Genomic DNA, 16458 nt, shown 5'->3' with positions numbered 1-16458 from the left:
CTTACGCAAACGATCTAAGTCACATATTTATTGCAATCAAATGCAACGAACAAAAAGTTCCGTAAATAAAGATAATTTCGTGACACAACTCACCAAAAACGTTCAATTTTGCACCCTTTATCACTTTCATTTGGGATTTTTATCGCTATTATTCCCGCCAATTGGAAAGCGCAGCATAGATTGCGTGTTCTGAATCATTACAAACATAGAGAGTCCCCTTATGCGTAAATCACTTTTAGCTCTTAGCCTTCTAGCGGCTACTTCAGCTCCAGTTATGGCGGCAGATTACTCTGACGGCGATATCCACAAAAACGATTACAAGTGGATGCAGTTCAACTACATGTACTCAATTGATGAAATGCCACGAGTTAAAGGCGCTGACGACAACGCTCACGATTACCTAGAAATGGAATTTGGCGGTCGCTCTGGTATTTTCGACCTATACGGTTACGTAGACGTATTTAACCTAGCGACTAAAGATAACCAAGATAAGTCAATTGAGAACGGCGCTCCTGACAAGATGTTCATGAAATTTGCACCACGTATGTCTCTAGATGCCGTAACTGGTAAAGACCTATCTTTCGGTCCAGTTCAAGAGCTATACATTGCATCTCTAATGGAATGGGGCGGTAACAACGGTGGTGTAAACAACCAGAAAATCGGTTTAGGTTCTGATGTAATGGTTCCTTGGTTAGGTAAAATCGGCCTAAACCTGTACAGCACTTACGATGGCAACAACAAAGGTTGGAACGGTTTCCAAATCTCGACTAACTGGTTCAAACCATTCTACTTCTTCGACAATGGTTCATTCATTTCTTACCAAGGTTACATTGATTACCAATTCGGTATGGATGATGATGCTGGTAACAAATTTGGTACTACCGCGTCAAACGGTGGTGCAATGTTCAACGGCATTTACTGGCACTCAGATCGCTTCGCGGTTGGTTACGGCCTGAAAGCATACAAAGAAGTATATGGCGTAAAAGACGGTCTACAAGTCGCTCCAGGTGTTGAGCTAGAATCGACTGGTGTAAGCCACTACCTAGCTGTAACTTACAAGTTCTAATTGAACCACTAAGTTTGCTCAAAAATGGCGCCTTTCGGCGCCATTTTTATTTGCTTTCCTTTTTTCCCTCATTATCCTTGCAGCAAACCTTTTTAATGAGAGCGTTTGGTGAATATCCTTATCCTCGGTCCAGGTGCGGTGGGCTCACTCTGGGCAACAAAATTTCAGCTTGCCGGACACAATGTTTCATTGTGGGGAAGAAGTTCAGAGAGACAACAATCACTTCAGTTGGATGACACACCCGCAACCGTATTCAGTAATCAAGATATTTCCTCCGTAAATAAAGCGGATCTCATTTTGATCACGGTAAAAGCTTGGCAAATGGAAGACGCCATTCAGCCTTTACTGCCTCATATCAACGCAGACACGATTATCATGCTGATGCACAATGGTATGGGTACCGCCTCTGGCGTGGAGAAGGCTCTGCCAAACAATCCTATCGTGCTCGCCACAACGACGCACGGCGCATACAAACCAGATAACCAACACGTACTGCATACCGGTCACGGAACAACGCAAGTGGGTGGTTATAATGACAAAGGAATGCAGTGCGCTTTTCTGCAAGATGTTATGCATCATGCTCTATCAGAGGCCATTTGGAATCAACACATCCAATCTGCGTTATGGACTAAGTTAGCGATCAACTGCGCGATTAACCCACTGACTGCGATTCTCCAGTGTAAGAATGGTGAGCTTGCGAAGCCCGAGTTTAAGATACAACTCGAAAGCATCACTCAAGAACTGGTTGAAGTAATGAGTAAAGAAGGTATTGCTATCGAGTTTCGCTCTCTTTTCGATACGGTAATGCAAGTGGTGAACGCCACAGCTGAGAACTATTCTTCAATGAGACAAGACGTATTCCATCAGCGTCGAACGGAAATTGATTTTATAACCGGATACTTGTTAAAGACTGCCGAGAAACATCGCATCAATACGCCTGAGAATTTAAAACTTTACCAACGCATCAAACAAATAGAACAAAGCTGGACAGAACAATGAGTAAGAAAATCTTAGTGCCAATCGCTCCGGGCACCGAAGAAATGGAAGCCGTCACCGTTATTGACATGATGGTTCGCGCGGGTTATGACGTTACGGTAGCGAGTGCTGCTTTTGATGGCTCATTGACGATGAAAGCTTCTCGCGGAGTCACACTAACAGCCGATTGTAAACTGGTCGATATCGCTGATGATGAGTTTGACGCCATAGCGCTTTCTGGTGGTGTTGGTGGTGCAGAAATTTTTCGTGATAGTACGGTGATGATAGAAATCCTTAAGCAGCACATCTATGAGGGAAAATTGGTCGCTGCTATCTGCGCAGCACCGGCGTTGGTATTGCAACACCATGATCTTTTCCCACAATCACTGATGACCTGTCACCCGAGCTTTCAGTCACATATCCCGGAAGAGAAGTGGCGCAGCAAACGCGTGACCTTTGATATCAACCACAACCTGATCACTAGTCAAGGTCCGGGTACAGCTTTAGAGTTCGCGATGGAAGTAATCATTCAACTCTCAGGTAAAAAACACGCATGGTCAGTTGCTGAACCAATGATCCCTCTGCCTACTCTGCACTACCACAAGCTTGGTGAAGAATAATGTTTGACGTAAATGCTGTACGCGAGCAATTTCCTGCTCTAAACCAATCCGTCAACGATACGCCCTTAGTGTATTTAGATAGCGCAGCGACAACGCAAAAACCGCAATGTGTGATTGATGTCATCAGTCATTACTACAGTGCGCAAAATGCCAATGTTCACCGTGGCAGCCATAGTTTAACGGCTAATGCCACCAGCCAATTTGAAGCGGCACGAGAACGAGTGGCAAGCTTTATTGGCGCAAACAGCTCTAAGGAAATCATTTGGACACGGGGCGCAACCGAAGCACTGAACTTAATTTCTCAAACCTACGCCCGTAGCACGTTACAACCAGGTGATGAGATCTTAATTAGCGAGATGGAGCACCACGCCAACATCGTGCCCTGGCAAATCGTGGCAGAGCAAACGGGTGCTAAAGTCATTAAAGTTCCGATGACATCAGATTGTCAGTTCGACATCAGTGCATTTGAGGCGCTTCTGTCTGACCGCTGTAAAATTGTTACTTGCGCACAAATAACCAACGTAACAGGCACACGCCAACCTATCGAAAAAATCACTGAACTGGCGCACAACGTTGGCGCGGTTGTTGTAGTTGATGGCGCGCAAGGCATCGTACATGAGCAACTTGATTTATCGGCATCAGATATCGATTTCTACGTTTTCTCAGGTCACAAACTTTATGCACCAGCAGGCATTGGGGTTTTATACGGCAAGCTTGAACTTTTGGAAGCCATGCCACCATGGCACGGCGGCGGTAAAATGGTTGAACGCGTTTCTTTCGAAAAAACGACGTTTTCTGCACTTCCTGGAAAATTTGAAGCGGGCACACCAAACGTTGCGGGCGCGATTGCTCTAGCGAAAGCCATTGAGTGGTACCAAGGTTTTGACCATCACGAAGTAGAGACTCATCTCCATGCGCTTCAGGATAAGGCCTACCAAGCACTAAGCGCTTTGGATGACATCCATATTCTAGGCTATCAACCGAATGCCTCTGTACTGACCTTCGTAATGGACGGCGTTCATCACCAAGATATTGCGACGCTGCTCGATCAACAAGGCATTGCGGTACGAGCAGGACACCACTGCGCTCACCCATTGATGGATGCGCTAAATGTGAAAGGCACGGTACGCGTCTCTTTTGGTATTTATAACACGACGAGCGATGTGGAAAGACTCATCGCCGCCGTAGAAAAAGCCGTCGACATGCTATAACGCCAACGGTTTGATTTGGAGTAACCAACAAGGTTACTCCATCTGCCTATCCAGAGTCGCCACGCAATTTCTGCCATTTCTTTTCGCAGCATAAAGCGCTTTATCTGCATGCGCATACAAACGTTTGGTGGTTTCATTTCTGCCTATTTCCACCACGCCTACACTCACCGTGACCGGAATTTCAATCTTTTCAAATTCGAACTGACAATTTTGAATGTGGGAACGTACTTCCTCTCCTACCTCTTTCGCCGCCGACAGAGAAGTTTCTGGCAAAATAATCGCAAACTCCTCCCCTCCGACTCTTGCAAAAATTTCGTCTTTGACGAGTAAGTGAGAAACCAAATCAGCTAAGGTCTCTAAGACATAATCCCCCGCATCATGACCACGTTTATCATTGATGACTTTAAAAAAGTCCAAATCAAACAATAACAACGCGGAGTGATAATCTGGAGCTTGGGATTTAATAACTTCTTCTGTGAGCTTTTCGAAAAAAACACGTCGATTGTAGATGTTGGTAAGAGCATCAATTTGGCTTTGATGGCGAAGAAGGGTTTCAACTCGGTGGCGATTGGAGATGTTGCGTGTAAGAATAAGGACAACGCGACGACCCCGGAATTTTATAGCGAGTGGGCAGATCTTGCCTTCGTAGTATAGGTCGCCTCTTGGTCCACTGTTGGCATCTATTCCCTGAATGCTGTCGGCGCACATCTTGTACTCGATCGTCACAATACTGTCTTGTTTCAGTGATCGACTGATCTGCTCGATAAACCAGTCGGCTTTATCTTTTTCAAGTACACCGTGAAGTGTCTTACCTATCAAATTGCTTCCATCGTGATAGGCTTTTTTATCTGTTCCTCCAAAAACATCAATATAGATACCATCTTCACTCAGAATAAAAGTGGGGTCTGGCATTCCGGATAACACGTCTTGCGCATGTTCCAAGGTGAATTGCATATAGGGAGGTTCCTAGCATTTGTATCTAAGTAACCCAATCGCTTCCAAGTGTGTTTCCACATTGGGGAATAGGAGCGGATGGGGCATATGTCTATTATCTAATATAGACAAATTTTAAATACAATTGAGTTTATAAAAACCAAGTGGGCAATATAATGAACCAGGATCAATAGAATGGTTAATTAACGCTAAAATAGTCGACCATTTGCATACTTTTTATCCATATGCAAAAAATATCTCAACTCAGATACAAAAAACGCCAAACAGCTAGGCTATTCGGCGTTTTTTAAGAGTTGGAAAAATAACTCGTTACACGGCGACTTGCTTAATCTGCTCTACAATAGCTTTCAAGCCATTACCACGTGACGGGCTTAAATGGGAGACAAGCCCCAGCTGATCAAAATAAGCATCAATATCAAATGCTTGAATTTGATCGGCCGTTTTACCGTCATAAGCTGCCATTACCAAGGCAATCAATCCACGGACGATACGCGCATCGGAGTCCGCACAAAAATGCCAAACGCCATCTTGCTCTTGGCTCACTAACCACACCAAGCTTTCACAACCCGAAACGGTAACTTGTTCTGATTTCAGCTCTTCTGGCATTTTTGGCAGCTTTTTACCCCACTGAATAACCTGACGGTAACGATTTTCCCAGCCTTTAAATTGCTGCATAGTCGCTACAATGTCTTCGCTGGTGATATCTGTACCAAATGGAGAAACGGGAAAATCTGTCATGATGCGCTCTTCTTCTAGTTTACTGCTTATATTTTGAAATCAACTTCTCAACGATTCGCGATACCGCGACAAAGCCAAACGTTGCAGTTACGACAGTCGCCGCACCAAAACCGCTAGCGCAATCCATACGTTTTGGACCTTCCGCTGTCGACTTCACACCACACACTGAACCGTCTGCTTGAGGGTACTTCAGCTGCTCGGTTGAAAACACGCAATCAATACCAAACTTACGAGCCGGATTCTTAGGGAAGTTATGATGACGACGCAAGGTGTCTTTGATTTTCTTCGCTAGAGGATCTTGGATCGTTTTCGTTAAGTCAGCGACCATGATCTGCGTTGGGTCAACCTGACCACCAGCGCCCCCCGTGGTGATCACTTTGATCTTGTTGCTGCGGCAATACGCCAACAAAGACGCCTTCGCTTTTACGCTGTCAATCGCATCTAGCACGTAATCAAACTCTTTGCTTAAGTACTCATGTTGATTGTCTGGCGTGATGAAATCATCAATCAGATTGACTTTACACTCTGGGTTGATCAATTTGACACGCTCGGCCATCACTTCAATTTTGCTTTGGCCAACGGTGCCCGTCATCGCATGAATTTGGCGGTTAATATTCGTGACACAAACATCATCCATATCAATCAGAGTCAACTCACCGATCCCAGTACGGGCCAGCGCTTCGACCGCCCATGAACCCACGCCACCAATACCAATAACACAAACGTGTGCAGCGCGAAGAATGTCCACTTCACTGTTGCCATAAAGACGACGAGTGCCGCCAAAGCGTTGATTGTAGCTGTCAGATGCTGGGGTATCGAGTTCACGCATATTGAAGTCCAGATGATCGATAGAAAAACAAAGAGTGCGATTTATACGCACTCTTTGATGAAATGTCTAGATAAGAGGCGGTTCCTCTTTCTTGGATGGCTATTGTAGCTTTTCTGGCGGCAAAGCCCAAGGCGCTTGAGTTGGTGAGTTTTCCAGCCCAAGTTTCCAAACTCGACCAAAATGCTTGTAGTGCCCTGCTTCCGTTCCTGCTCTCGCACCAATGCCATGATACAGATCCAAATGGTTCTGTTTTACAGCACCACCAGTGTCTAAAACGATCAGCATTCGCAGTTGATGCGCACCACTCCACGTACCATCGGCATTCAGCAGTGGCACTTCCGCCAAGATTGGAGTCCCCATTGGTAAGATAGAACGGTCACCCGCGACCGCGGCCATTGGCAACAAAGGAATACCAGCCGATCCCGTTACTGGCGCTTCCGCTTTTGGCGCAAAGAAGACGTAAGAAGGGTTTTGCTCCAACAACTCGCGTACTGTTGCGTCGTCGTTGTCCATTACCCATTCTTTAATCGCTTTGAGAGACATTTTTTCACGCGGCACTTCACCACGTTCAATCAAAATGCGGCCAATACTAACGTAAGCTTTATTATTTTTCCCTGCGTACGCGAAGTACTCCAACGTATCATCATCTTCAAAATGCACATAGCCACTGCCCTGCACTTCCATCATAAACGGGTCAATACGGTTAGGTGCATAACCTAGCACTAAACCTTGGCCATCTAATGCCCCGTTGTAGATCTCCGCGCGAGTCGGACAATCTGATGAGCAGTTTGGCTTGCCATAAACTGGGTACTTAAAAATGTCGTTTGGTGTATGACGCAGTTCCATCACGGGAGAAAAGTATCCGGTAAACAGCACATTACCTTTTTTATCACCACCACCCAATTGCGCGGCTTGAATGCCAAACGCACTCAACGCACTGGTATCTCCGCTCTGTTGCGCCCACTCACTTAATCGTTGATATAGCGGTTGGTATATCTTCGCCATGGATGGTGACTTTATCACCACTTGCTCAGCTTGCTTGTTAAATTCAGTAAAATCGCGTGGTTTGTTAGACTCAACCACATCCACTTGATTGAGGATCTGAGGAAACTCACCATCAAGATATTGCTGAGCACGATCATTTTGTTGAGCACAGCCAAAGAGTAGGCTCAAAGAGATAATAGGAAGGAGTTTTTTTAACACGTGTCTTTTCCGTAAAAGAGAATAGCAAAAGGATGGCAAACAAATGCATACGGTGCAATTGAAAAGCAACGACAAAATGTTTCAACGCTAAGCCAATCCGTTTACTCGTTGTAAATTCATTCAGTTAATGCAACATGATAACAGCGGAAGAATTACGGAATTGTCCGGATTATGTTTGGAAGTAAAATTTACTGATTGAGAGATGAAATTGTGATCATCCATATGGCTCACAGACGCAAGAGAGCTCTGCTTAAAAGACAATAATAAAAACGACTATCTTACCGCTATCCTTGCACGTCCCTCTAAACGGAATACAGGTAGATAATGAGCATTGGCATCCAGCTTCATTTCTGCATGCTGCTTACCCACAAAATTGAAGTGCCGCTCATTTGAACCCACTCGATACGAAAACGAATCCCCATCGAATTCAAAACTGGTCGCCACTGTAGAACCATTTACGGTAACACCGCGCTCACTCAACACAAATTCTTCACGAGCATAAGGCGCAACATCTTGCTCAACCCAGCGACCATAAATTGTCGATTTGGGAATGGGCGGATTAATGGTTCGAGTAATCAAATCACTATACAGCATGCACACGACAACGGTTCCAACTATCGCTATAAGCATGAGAGAACGCTCTAGCCACTTACGAAGAATTGATTTAGATGACGTTTTTGACAGATTTGAAGCAGTGATCGCAGCATTCTTATTAACAGCAGAAGACATGAGGTTCACGTATTGAGGAAAGACGCCACCATTGTAACCTTCCCTCTTAACGGGACCAAGAACCTACCTCAATATGTTTGTGCTTTATTCCAAAATTTCGCCTTGCCACTCAATGAATAAAAAGGCATTATTTTAACATAATTAAACAAAGGGATGGCTGTAGTGAAAATTCGTAGTACTGCTCTCGTAAAAGGATTCCGTCAATCAACACCTTATGTCAATGCTCACCGCGGAAAAACCATGGTGATCATGCTGGGCGGAGAAGCCGTCGCACACAAAAATTTTGGCAATATTATTAATGATATCGCACTCATGCACAGCCTCGGAATCAAAGTCGTGGTGGTGTATGGTGCACGTCCTCAAATTAATCAGCTGCTAGAAAAACAAGACCTCACTACGCCTTACCACAAAAATATCCGCATTACGGATGAATCGGCTTTATCTGTTGTTATGCAAGCTGCCGGACAACTTCAGCTTGCGATTACTGCGCGCCTATCAATGAGCCTCAACAATACTCCGATGGCAGGTACCCAGCTCAATGTCGTTAGCGGAAACTACATCATTGCCCAACCACTCGGCGTTGATGATGGTGTGGACTATTGCCATAGTGGACGTATTCGCCGCATTGACACCGACGCGATTAATCGCACTCTTGATCAAGGTTCAATTGTTCTGCTAGGTCCCATTGCTAGCTCTGTGACTGGCGAGTGCTTCAATTTATTATCGGAAGAAGTCGCCACCCAACTAGCGATAAAGCTGGGTGCGGATAAGCTGATTGGTTTTTGCTCCGAACAAGGTGTCATTGATGACAACGGCAATGCTGTCGCCGAGTTACTACCAATTGAGGCGGAGCATGTCATCAAAACGCTTTCTGAAAATACGTCTCCTGACCTAGATTACAACACTGGAACACTGCGCTTTCTTAAAGGCTCTATTGCCGCTTGCCGTGCCGGAGTACCTCGTAGCCACTTGATCAGTTATAAAGTAGATGGCGCCTTAATTCAGGAGTTGTTCTCTTTCGACGGTATCGGTACCCAAGTTGTTATGGCGAGTGCTGAACAAGTGAGGCAAGCTAATATTGACGATATTGGCGGTATCTTAGACCTCATTCGCCCTTTAGAAGAACAAGGTGTACTCGTTAGGCGCTCTCGAGAGCAGCTAGAGCAAGAGATAGGAAAATTTACCATCATCGAAAAAGACGGCTTGATTATTGGCTGTGCTGCCCTTTATCCATACCCAGAAGAGCGTAAAGCTGAGATGGCTTGCGTAGCGATTCACCCTGACTATCGTGATGGAAACCGAGGTTTGTTACTGCTCAACTACATGAAACATCGTTCTAAATCCGAAACCATTGATCAGATTTTTGTCCTCACGACACACAGTTTGCATTGGTTTAGAGAGCAAGGTTTTTACGAAGTCAGTGTCGACTATTTGCCTGGAGCCAAACAAGGGTTATATAACTTCCAGCGTAAGTCCAAAATCTTAGCGTTAGATTTATAGCTTAACCTTAAATCAGGGAGCGAAACTTAACGTTCCACTATACCAACTAACCTCAAAGGGCAGGATTCAGTTCATTAACGCTCAACCCTGCACATCGAGCTTGTTTAGGAGTAAGGCCACACATAAACCCTACTCCGGACTAGCGGGTCATCATGTAAACCCAACTTAGAAATGCGCAAACCATTGCTTGATTTTTGTTCCAATTTTATCTTTTAAATATACATTTGGTTGGCTATACTCTGCTCGCTAGTGATTGGTTTTTAACCAATACGAATGGATCTAGGTGATGTAATGTAGCCTTCACCCTAAAATACTGGGCAATTGAAAAACTAGTTAGCTCCGTATTGCACACCAAGGACAGTTGTTAATCTGACTTTAAATAAGCCGAGACGAGCACTGTTATGAGAACAATCATTTGTAATTCGCTTCAAAGCTTCTGGGATATGGCTGACAATCAGTTTTTAGAAGGCCTAGACGTCCACTGTGTTTTCCCCGTAAATGACGCTATCCGAGATTTTATTCTTGCTTATCAACAGCAATACAAAATACGCAGCGTGTCTTTTACCAACGCGTTTGCAAAACATGCATAAAAGAAGACCGAGCCATAAGCTCGGTCTTCTTGTTTTAGTTAGTAAGCCGCTGTACTAACCCACTCGCACGAGTGGTTTTCACCTTAATGCCTCGCTTCAGAACATTAAGTTCGGCGTAAAGAGCTAAACGCTTTTTCGCGCGGGTAATGCCTGTGTAAATCAACTCACGGGTTAATATCGTGCTAAAGTCTGGTGGCAAAATCATCAGGGTGTAATCAAATTCACTGCCTTGCGATTTATGGATGGTCATAGCGTAAGCCGTTTCATGTTCAGGTACTCGGCTTGGCAAGACCGATTTCACACTGCCGTCAGGTAACTCGAAAAAGACTTTCAAACGCGGTTCTTCTTCACTGTCATCTCGCATGCAAATACCAATATCACCGTTATACAAACCTAAACCGTGATCATTACGCGTAACCATGACGGGTCTGCCGTGATACCAAATTTCATCCTGAACTTGAATGAACTTGCGCGCCGCGAGCGCTTTCTCGATGCGTTGGTTTAGCCCAGCCACACCGAAGTCACCTTCACGGATCGCGCACAGCAATCGGCATTGGTTGAAGGTATCTAACACTGCTTTGGCTTTGTGCGTTAGCGACTCTAGCTCTCCGGTTTTAGGATCGGTTTCCTGTTGTCCAATGCGTTTGAGGTAACGACCGTATTCCTGCACCAACGTCTGCATCATTTGGTTGTAATGTTGACTACTTAGCGCGAAATGTTCGATGTCAGAAAAGTCACGCGCCCAGACGTTATCTACGCTCGCAGCAGAACCTGAGTTAACCGCTTTTGCCAACTGACCAATGCCTGAGCGAGCGTCAAATCGGTAGCTCTTTTGCAGCATACATAAACTATCGGCAATGCTAGATGCACTGTTACCCGTATGGGCTAAAGTATCGAAACCCGTCAGTTTTGCAATGGCTGACGCCTGCTCTTTTCCATAACCCAATGCGTGGAACGAACAGATATCACCCAACACGGCCCCTACTTCAACTGAAGCAAGTTGATCTTTATCACCTAGCAAAATCAGCCGCGCATGTTTCGGTAAGGCATCGACCACTTTATACATCATTGGCAAATCGACCATCGACGCTTCATCGATAACCAAAATATCCAAATGCAGTGGATTTTGCTTGTTGTGACGAAATTCTGCGCTATTAGGAATCGCGCCCAGCAACCTATGTAAGGTACTCGATTCAGTCGGAATTTTGGCTTTTAGCTCCGGAGAAACTGGCAGTTCTTGCACTGCTTTACCAATGGACTCGGTTAATCGCGCCGCCGCTTTCCCCGTCGGGGCCACCAGCTTAATGGTCAGATTTTTCTCGTGCGTTGCCTGTTCAATCAAAGCAGCAAGCAATTTGGTTACCGTCGTCGTTTTACCCGTACCTGGGCCACCAGAAATCACAGCAAACCGACGGGTCAACGCAACCGCCGCCGCGACTTTTTGCCAGTTCACGCAAGCCGAGAGTGGCACGAGTTCATCCAGTGTTTGTAAATCCTGAACCTTGCGCGCATTGCTAAGTACGGAATCAATGGCGTGCCAATCCAACGATTCGCTTGCGACCACATCAAGGTGGTCACACACCAGTTGCTGACGCAACACTTGGTTACTGTTTCCCGCTTCTACTGCTTTACCTAACGCGTTAAACAGAAAATGGTATTGGCGTGCAAACAAATGGTTGAGCAACTCGGATAATCGCGCAAACTCTTGTGGTTGCAAGTTAACTGCGGCGCCCAACTGATTGAGCTTTTCCGCCAGTGTCACTTCATAATGCCAATAGCGATGCAGATACAGACGCTCACCATCGAACATTAAAGGCAAGGCTTCTCCTTGCGCGCCGACCACGCTGGAATTTTGTAATACTTGAATCCAGTCTATGCCTTGCAACTGTGTGTTGAGCGCCAATGCCGACTCACCAAACAGCCCTAACTTACTGGCTAAATCCGCAGATTGCCCTTGTGCATCGAACAGAGACAGACAGATATGTCCTTTGCCGAGCTCACTACTGACAACACCAGCGATAAACGCCAATGCTTGGCTGTCCGACGATTCATCATGCGCTTGAGAATCAATAAAGCAGGCGAATTGGTAGTCGAGCTGACGAATAGCACCTTTGTGCGCCAAGCGTTCCAGCACTACCAATAGACTATCTTGGCCAGAATGAAGATTGCGATTTGTCGTCATTAAAGTAGCTCCATCTGCCCGGCTTGAGTTGAGCGCGTTTCAACTGCTTGACCATCAATCAAACGATCCATCTCTTGTAAGAAGTCTAAGGTTGGTTTCGCAGCAAAAATGCCGTGGTCACTCTGCCCATCCATGCCGCGCAAGAACAAGTAATACACGCCACCGAAGTGCTGCTCATATTGATAATTCGCCAATCGGCTGCGTAGGAAACGATGCAGTGCTAACGCATAAATCTGGTACTGCAAATCGTAGCGGTGATCCGCCATCGCCGATTTCAGAGCCTCACCATGGTAGCTCGTCACATCGTCGCCAAGATGATTCGATTTCCAGTCAAGCACGTAGTATTTATCTTGATGTTCAAACACCAAGTCGATAAAACCTTTGAGCATGCCTTGCACGGTTTGGAAACCTAAATCCCCCGCTTTCGCCGACAACGGATCGTGACGTTGAATGACTCGGTTTAACGCCGGTGCAGACAAAACTTCAATCGGCAGCAAAAACTCCATCTCCACCAAACGTTGCGACGGTGCTTTTTGATTCAGCAGCAAAGATTTACCATCCAACGGCGTTGCGAGTACGGTATCAATCAATTGCTGTAAAATGGGCAACCACTCTTCATCGAGCTGTTCGCTTTCCATCAAGCCAAGGATGATTTGTGTATTCTCTTCCGTCGTGGCTGGCTGAGTAAATTCAATTTCCTCAAACAGGCTGTGCAGGAACGTACCCGGACGCGCACCACGAGGGAAGGTAAAAATCGAACGCTCTGGCTCCACCAAATCCGCTTCGTCTTGTTCTTCAGATGAGTCGATATCGAAACCTGTAATCTCAATCGTGGCATCATGCTCGGCGTGATGAGAGCCTTGCTTGACCAAGCCAGAGTAACTGGTGATGCGCCAGTTTCTGTCGATAGGGTTTTGCAGTTCTTTCGCACTAAGATCGTGTACTTCTTCTTGTGGCGCTACGTACTTCTCTTCGAGTTTCTGCGGCGGATCGGCCACAACGACACAATCAAGCTCGTCTTGTTGCTTTGTTAAACCTTGGTGCAAATCGTTAATGCCACCTTCTTGACCATTCTGAATCAAATAGCCAATCGCACTGCGGTGTACGCCAGTTGGCTCTTTGGTCGAACGACCATTGCGCAAAGGCGAGGCTCCAATAAAACACGCATACACAGCACGTGTTAGTGCCACGTATATCAAGCGTAAGTCTTCCGCCAAACGCTCTTTATCCGCTTGCTTCATGGACGCGTCGTTGCCAGTGATATCCAGTACCGTGCGGTCATTGGCTGCATCGTAATATTTGGCTTCACTGGCTTCTCGATAGCTGAACACAAACGGCAGAAATACGAGGTCATACTCCAAGCCTTTTGATTTGTGAATAGTTACGATCTGCACTAAGTTACGTTCCGATTCTAAACGTTGGATTTGGTCATCACTGCCACCCAAACCGTTTTCCGCATCACTGATAGACTGAGCGAGCCAACGCAGCAGACCGTGGTCGCTATCCAGTTCATTACTGGCTTGTTGAAGCAGTTCACCGATGTGCATTAAATCGGTAAGTACTCGCTCACCATTTTCACCCTGTGAACTCGCACCTTCTTCTAGTAATCGCTCGGCAATATGGCGTTTGCTGATCACCGCGCGCAACATCGGCAGCACACCACGTTGAATCCAAAGTTTGCGATATTCTTTGAATTCGTTTACGGCGTTTTCCCACACCACTTCATCGTTATTAAGTGCATCCAAACTTGCTGCGTCGAGGGCAAACAGCTCAGAAGCAAGACTTGCACGCAGCGCACGGTCATTTTCTGGAGTCAGCACCGCTTGCAGCAAACGCTGTAGATCCTGCGCCACTGAACTGGTAAACACACTGTCTCGGTTAGACAGGTACACGCTGGCAATGCCTTGTTCAGCCAGCGCTTGTTTGATCATTCGACCTTCACTACCTGTTCGAACCAACACCGCGATATCGCCCGCTTGAACCGCTTTCTGTTTTTCGCCATTCACCAGACACGCTTGCCCCTGTTGAGCCTGCGTCAAAATGGTTTGGATTTGGCTTGCGGTCGCCTCCGCCATCCGAGTCAAATACTCGCCTTTTGGTAGCGGTTTATCGTCCGCTTCTTGCAACCAATAAGTCAGCGCGGGTTGCTTTTGGCCACCGATAGTCCAAATGCGTTTTTCGGCATTGGGACTGTACTTAACGGGTAAGAACGGGATGTCCGAATCATAGATAAATGGACTGTCTGGCAAAGCAAATACTTGGTTTACCGCCTGCACCATATCTGCGCTAGAACGCCAGTTGGTTCCTAACGTGTAGTGGGCACTTACTTGGTTACGCGCTTTGATGTAAGTGAAAATGTCTGCGCCACGAAAGCCATAAATCGCCTGCTTGGGGTCACCGATCATAAACAAACCACATTCTGGGTTGTTCAGATAAATACGGCTGAAAATACTGTATTGAAGCGGGTCGGTATCTTGGAACTCGTCAATCATTGCGACAGGATACAAAGTACGAATACGCTCAGCCAAAAGCTCGCTTTCGTCCGTATCGATAGAAGCAGAAAGTTGCGTCAGCAAATCATCAAAAGAGAGCCACTGTTTTTGATTTTTCGCGTTAGCCAGCATCACACGACAATGTTCAATTGCATGAGCAAGCAGTGGCGCTTTTAAGCTGATTGGGTTGGTAAGAAATGTTTCAATGGCTTCAAATACCGCATGCTGCGGCGCACTGCCTTTCGGTGTTTTTTCCAACAAGACGTTTTGCGCGAATTTCTCCAGCTTGTCTGGATAATCGTAACCTGTAGTTTCCGTTGCCGCCCAAGCGTTTACCGCCTCCAACCACGTCGGCAGAGACTTTTTGGTGTAGCTGCGTTTGTTAATATCTGAACCTGAAATTAGCGTTAAGAAGTCATCTTGGCTTTCTCGCCACTGTGCTTTTAATTCATCAATTTTTTTCAAATTTTCAGTATGAAGATCAGCCAAACTGCCTTTCATTGCCGGAACAGAAAGGCTTAACGGCGCACCAGTTAAGTAATTGCTGATGTCAGACAATAACGCAGATGGAGAGCCCCATAGCTGGCGAATTTCTCCAGCCAAGGTAAATGGCAACGGGTAGAAATTGCGGCGCCAGTAATCGGCTACAACTTGCGCTTTTAGGTGACTTTCATCGGTCACAAACTCGTTATTAAATCGGCTGCCAGATTCAAACGCATTTTGCGTTAGCATACGTTGGCAAAAACCGTGAATGGTGTAGACCGCCGCCTCGTCCATCTGACGCTCTGCCTGCAATAAAATTTCTGCGGCTTGCTTGTGATCGTCAAACTCATTAAGCAAAGGTTGGATCACCGGGTCGGAACTCTGTCCACGCGCAAACGCGATTCGCGCATCATGGATTCTTGCCCTGATACGATCGCGTAATTCCGCAGTTGCCGCTTCGGTAAAGGTTACAACCAGAATTTGGTCGACCGTAAGCGGTACGCGATGTCGAGTTTCCGCGCTGCCATGACCAAGCAAAAGACGCAGATATAAACCTGCAATAGTGAAGGTTTTACCTGTACCTGCTGATGCCTCGATTAACCTCGCACCGTGCAGAGGAAACGTCATCGGTTCTAGTGGCGTTGGTTGAGGTTGCTCTGTGCGGTCTAACGTATGTAGAGGGCACTCTGCACCTGACATTTGATCCATAACGCTGAATCTCTCCGGATTATTTACTAGGACGTATCACCTAATAAATGTGATCTATAGTTAAAAATTCTATTAATATGTTTAACAAGTTGGATCATTTAGAGCTTTGTGAGATCTTTCTCACGGTTATCCATAAGACGTACCGTTAGTATGCGCCCCACGAGATAAGCCAAACCCT

The 16458-nt window shown here is 46.0% G+C and carries 13 protein-coding genes; 6 read left to right on the top strand and 7 right to left on the bottom strand.

The genetic code is table 11. From position 1 onward, the window contains the following. Positions 1-220: 220 nt before the first annotated feature. The 4 genes from R7P80_RS07285 (at position 221) to csdA (ending at position 3872) form a co-directional block, all read left to right on the top strand. Positions 221-1066, top strand: coding sequence for an outer membrane protein OmpK (locus R7P80_RS07285; RefSeq protein ID WP_005391741.1), 846 nt, complete (start codon positions 221-223; stop codon positions 1064-1066). Between the two features lie 108 nt (positions 1067-1174). Next, complete coding sequence (panE, locus tag R7P80_RS07280; RefSeq protein WP_225491515.1) at positions 1175-2065, top strand: 2-dehydropantoate 2-reductase; 891 nt, start codon at positions 1175-1177, stop codon at positions 2063-2065. After that, positions 2062-2661 carry a DJ-1 family glyoxalase III gene (locus R7P80_RS07275; protein ID WP_006742560.1) on the top strand — a complete coding sequence of 200 codons (600 nt, stop codon included), beginning with the start codon at positions 2062-2064 and terminating at the stop codon, positions 2659-2661. Before panE ends, R7P80_RS07275 begins: the two co-directional genes overlap by 4 nt. Continuing rightward, a complete protein-coding gene (csdA, locus tag R7P80_RS07270; protein ID WP_225491516.1) occupies positions 2661-3872 on the top strand; it encodes a cysteine desulfurase CsdA in 1212 nt (403 codons plus the stop codon). Before R7P80_RS07275 ends, csdA begins: the two co-directional genes overlap by 1 nt. A 33-nt stretch (positions 3873-3905) precedes the next feature. Here the strand turns inward: csdA and R7P80_RS07265 are convergent, their stop codons facing one another. From R7P80_RS07265 to R7P80_RS07245, 5 genes are all read right to left on the bottom strand, one after another. Further along, the gene (locus tag R7P80_RS07265) at positions 3906-4826 is read right to left on the bottom strand and encodes a GGDEF domain-containing protein (protein WP_225491517.1); all 921 of its coding nucleotides are present in this window, start codon (positions 4824-4826) and stop codon (positions 3906-3908) included. Between the two features lie 309 nt (positions 4827-5135). After that, positions 5136-5564 carry a cysteine desulfurase sulfur acceptor subunit CsdE gene (csdE, locus tag R7P80_RS07260; protein ID WP_025768227.1) on the bottom strand — a complete coding sequence of 143 codons (429 nt, stop codon included), beginning with the start codon at positions 5562-5564 and terminating at the stop codon, positions 5136-5138. Positions 5565-5583: 19 nt separating this feature from the next. Beyond that, positions 5584-6393 carry a tRNA cyclic N6-threonylcarbamoyladenosine(37) synthase TcdA gene (gene tcdA, locus R7P80_RS07255; protein WP_005391724.1) on the bottom strand — a complete coding sequence of 270 codons (810 nt, stop codon included), beginning with the start codon at positions 6391-6393 and terminating at the stop codon, positions 5584-5586. A 99-nt stretch (positions 6394-6492) separates the two neighbouring features. Continuing rightward, positions 6493-7596, bottom strand: a complete 1104-nt coding sequence (mltA, locus tag R7P80_RS07250) for a murein transglycosylase A (protein WP_005391723.1) — start codon at positions 7594-7596, stop codon at positions 6493-6495. Positions 7597-7869: 273 nt separating this feature from the next. Next, the gene (locus R7P80_RS07245; RefSeq protein ID WP_213896069.1) at positions 7870-8325 is read right to left on the bottom strand and encodes a DUF2850 domain-containing protein; all 456 of its coding nucleotides are present in this window, start codon (positions 8323-8325) and stop codon (positions 7870-7872) included. Positions 8326-8487: 162 nt separating this feature from the next. On the opposite strand from R7P80_RS07245, the gene argA reads away from it, so the two are divergent. Then, entirely contained in the window at positions 8488-9825 is a 1338-nt protein-coding gene (argA, locus tag R7P80_RS07240; protein ID WP_012841478.1) for an amino-acid N-acetyltransferase, read from the top strand. 401 nt (positions 9826-10226) lie between these two features. Further along, entirely contained in the window at positions 10227-10415 is a 189-nt protein-coding gene (locus R7P80_RS07235) for a hypothetical protein (RefSeq protein ID WP_005380230.1), read from the top strand. A 34-nt stretch (positions 10416-10449) separates the two neighbouring features. On the opposite strand, the gene recD is transcribed toward R7P80_RS07235, so the two are convergent. Continuing rightward, positions 10450-12597: an exodeoxyribonuclease V subunit alpha gene (recD, locus tag R7P80_RS07230; RefSeq protein ID WP_225491518.1), complete on the bottom strand. Its 2148-nt coding sequence runs from the start codon at positions 12595-12597 to the stop codon at positions 10450-10452. Further along, on the bottom strand, positions 12597-16271 hold the full coding sequence (gene recB / locus R7P80_RS07225) for an exodeoxyribonuclease V subunit beta (RefSeq protein ID WP_225491538.1): 3675 nt from the start codon (positions 16269-16271) through the stop codon (positions 12597-12599). The genes recD and recB overlap by 1 nt, the downstream gene beginning before the upstream one ends. Between the last annotated feature and the right edge of the window lie 187 nt (positions 16272-16458).

It is taken from the genome of Vibrio sp. 2092 (assembly GCF_033339635.1).
Taxonomy (GTDB): domain Bacteria; phylum Pseudomonadota; class Gammaproteobacteria; order Enterobacterales; family Vibrionaceae; genus Vibrio; species Vibrio alginolyticus.
Note: the sequence above shows the minus strand (reverse complement) of the source record. Positions and strands in the feature narration are given on the sequence as shown.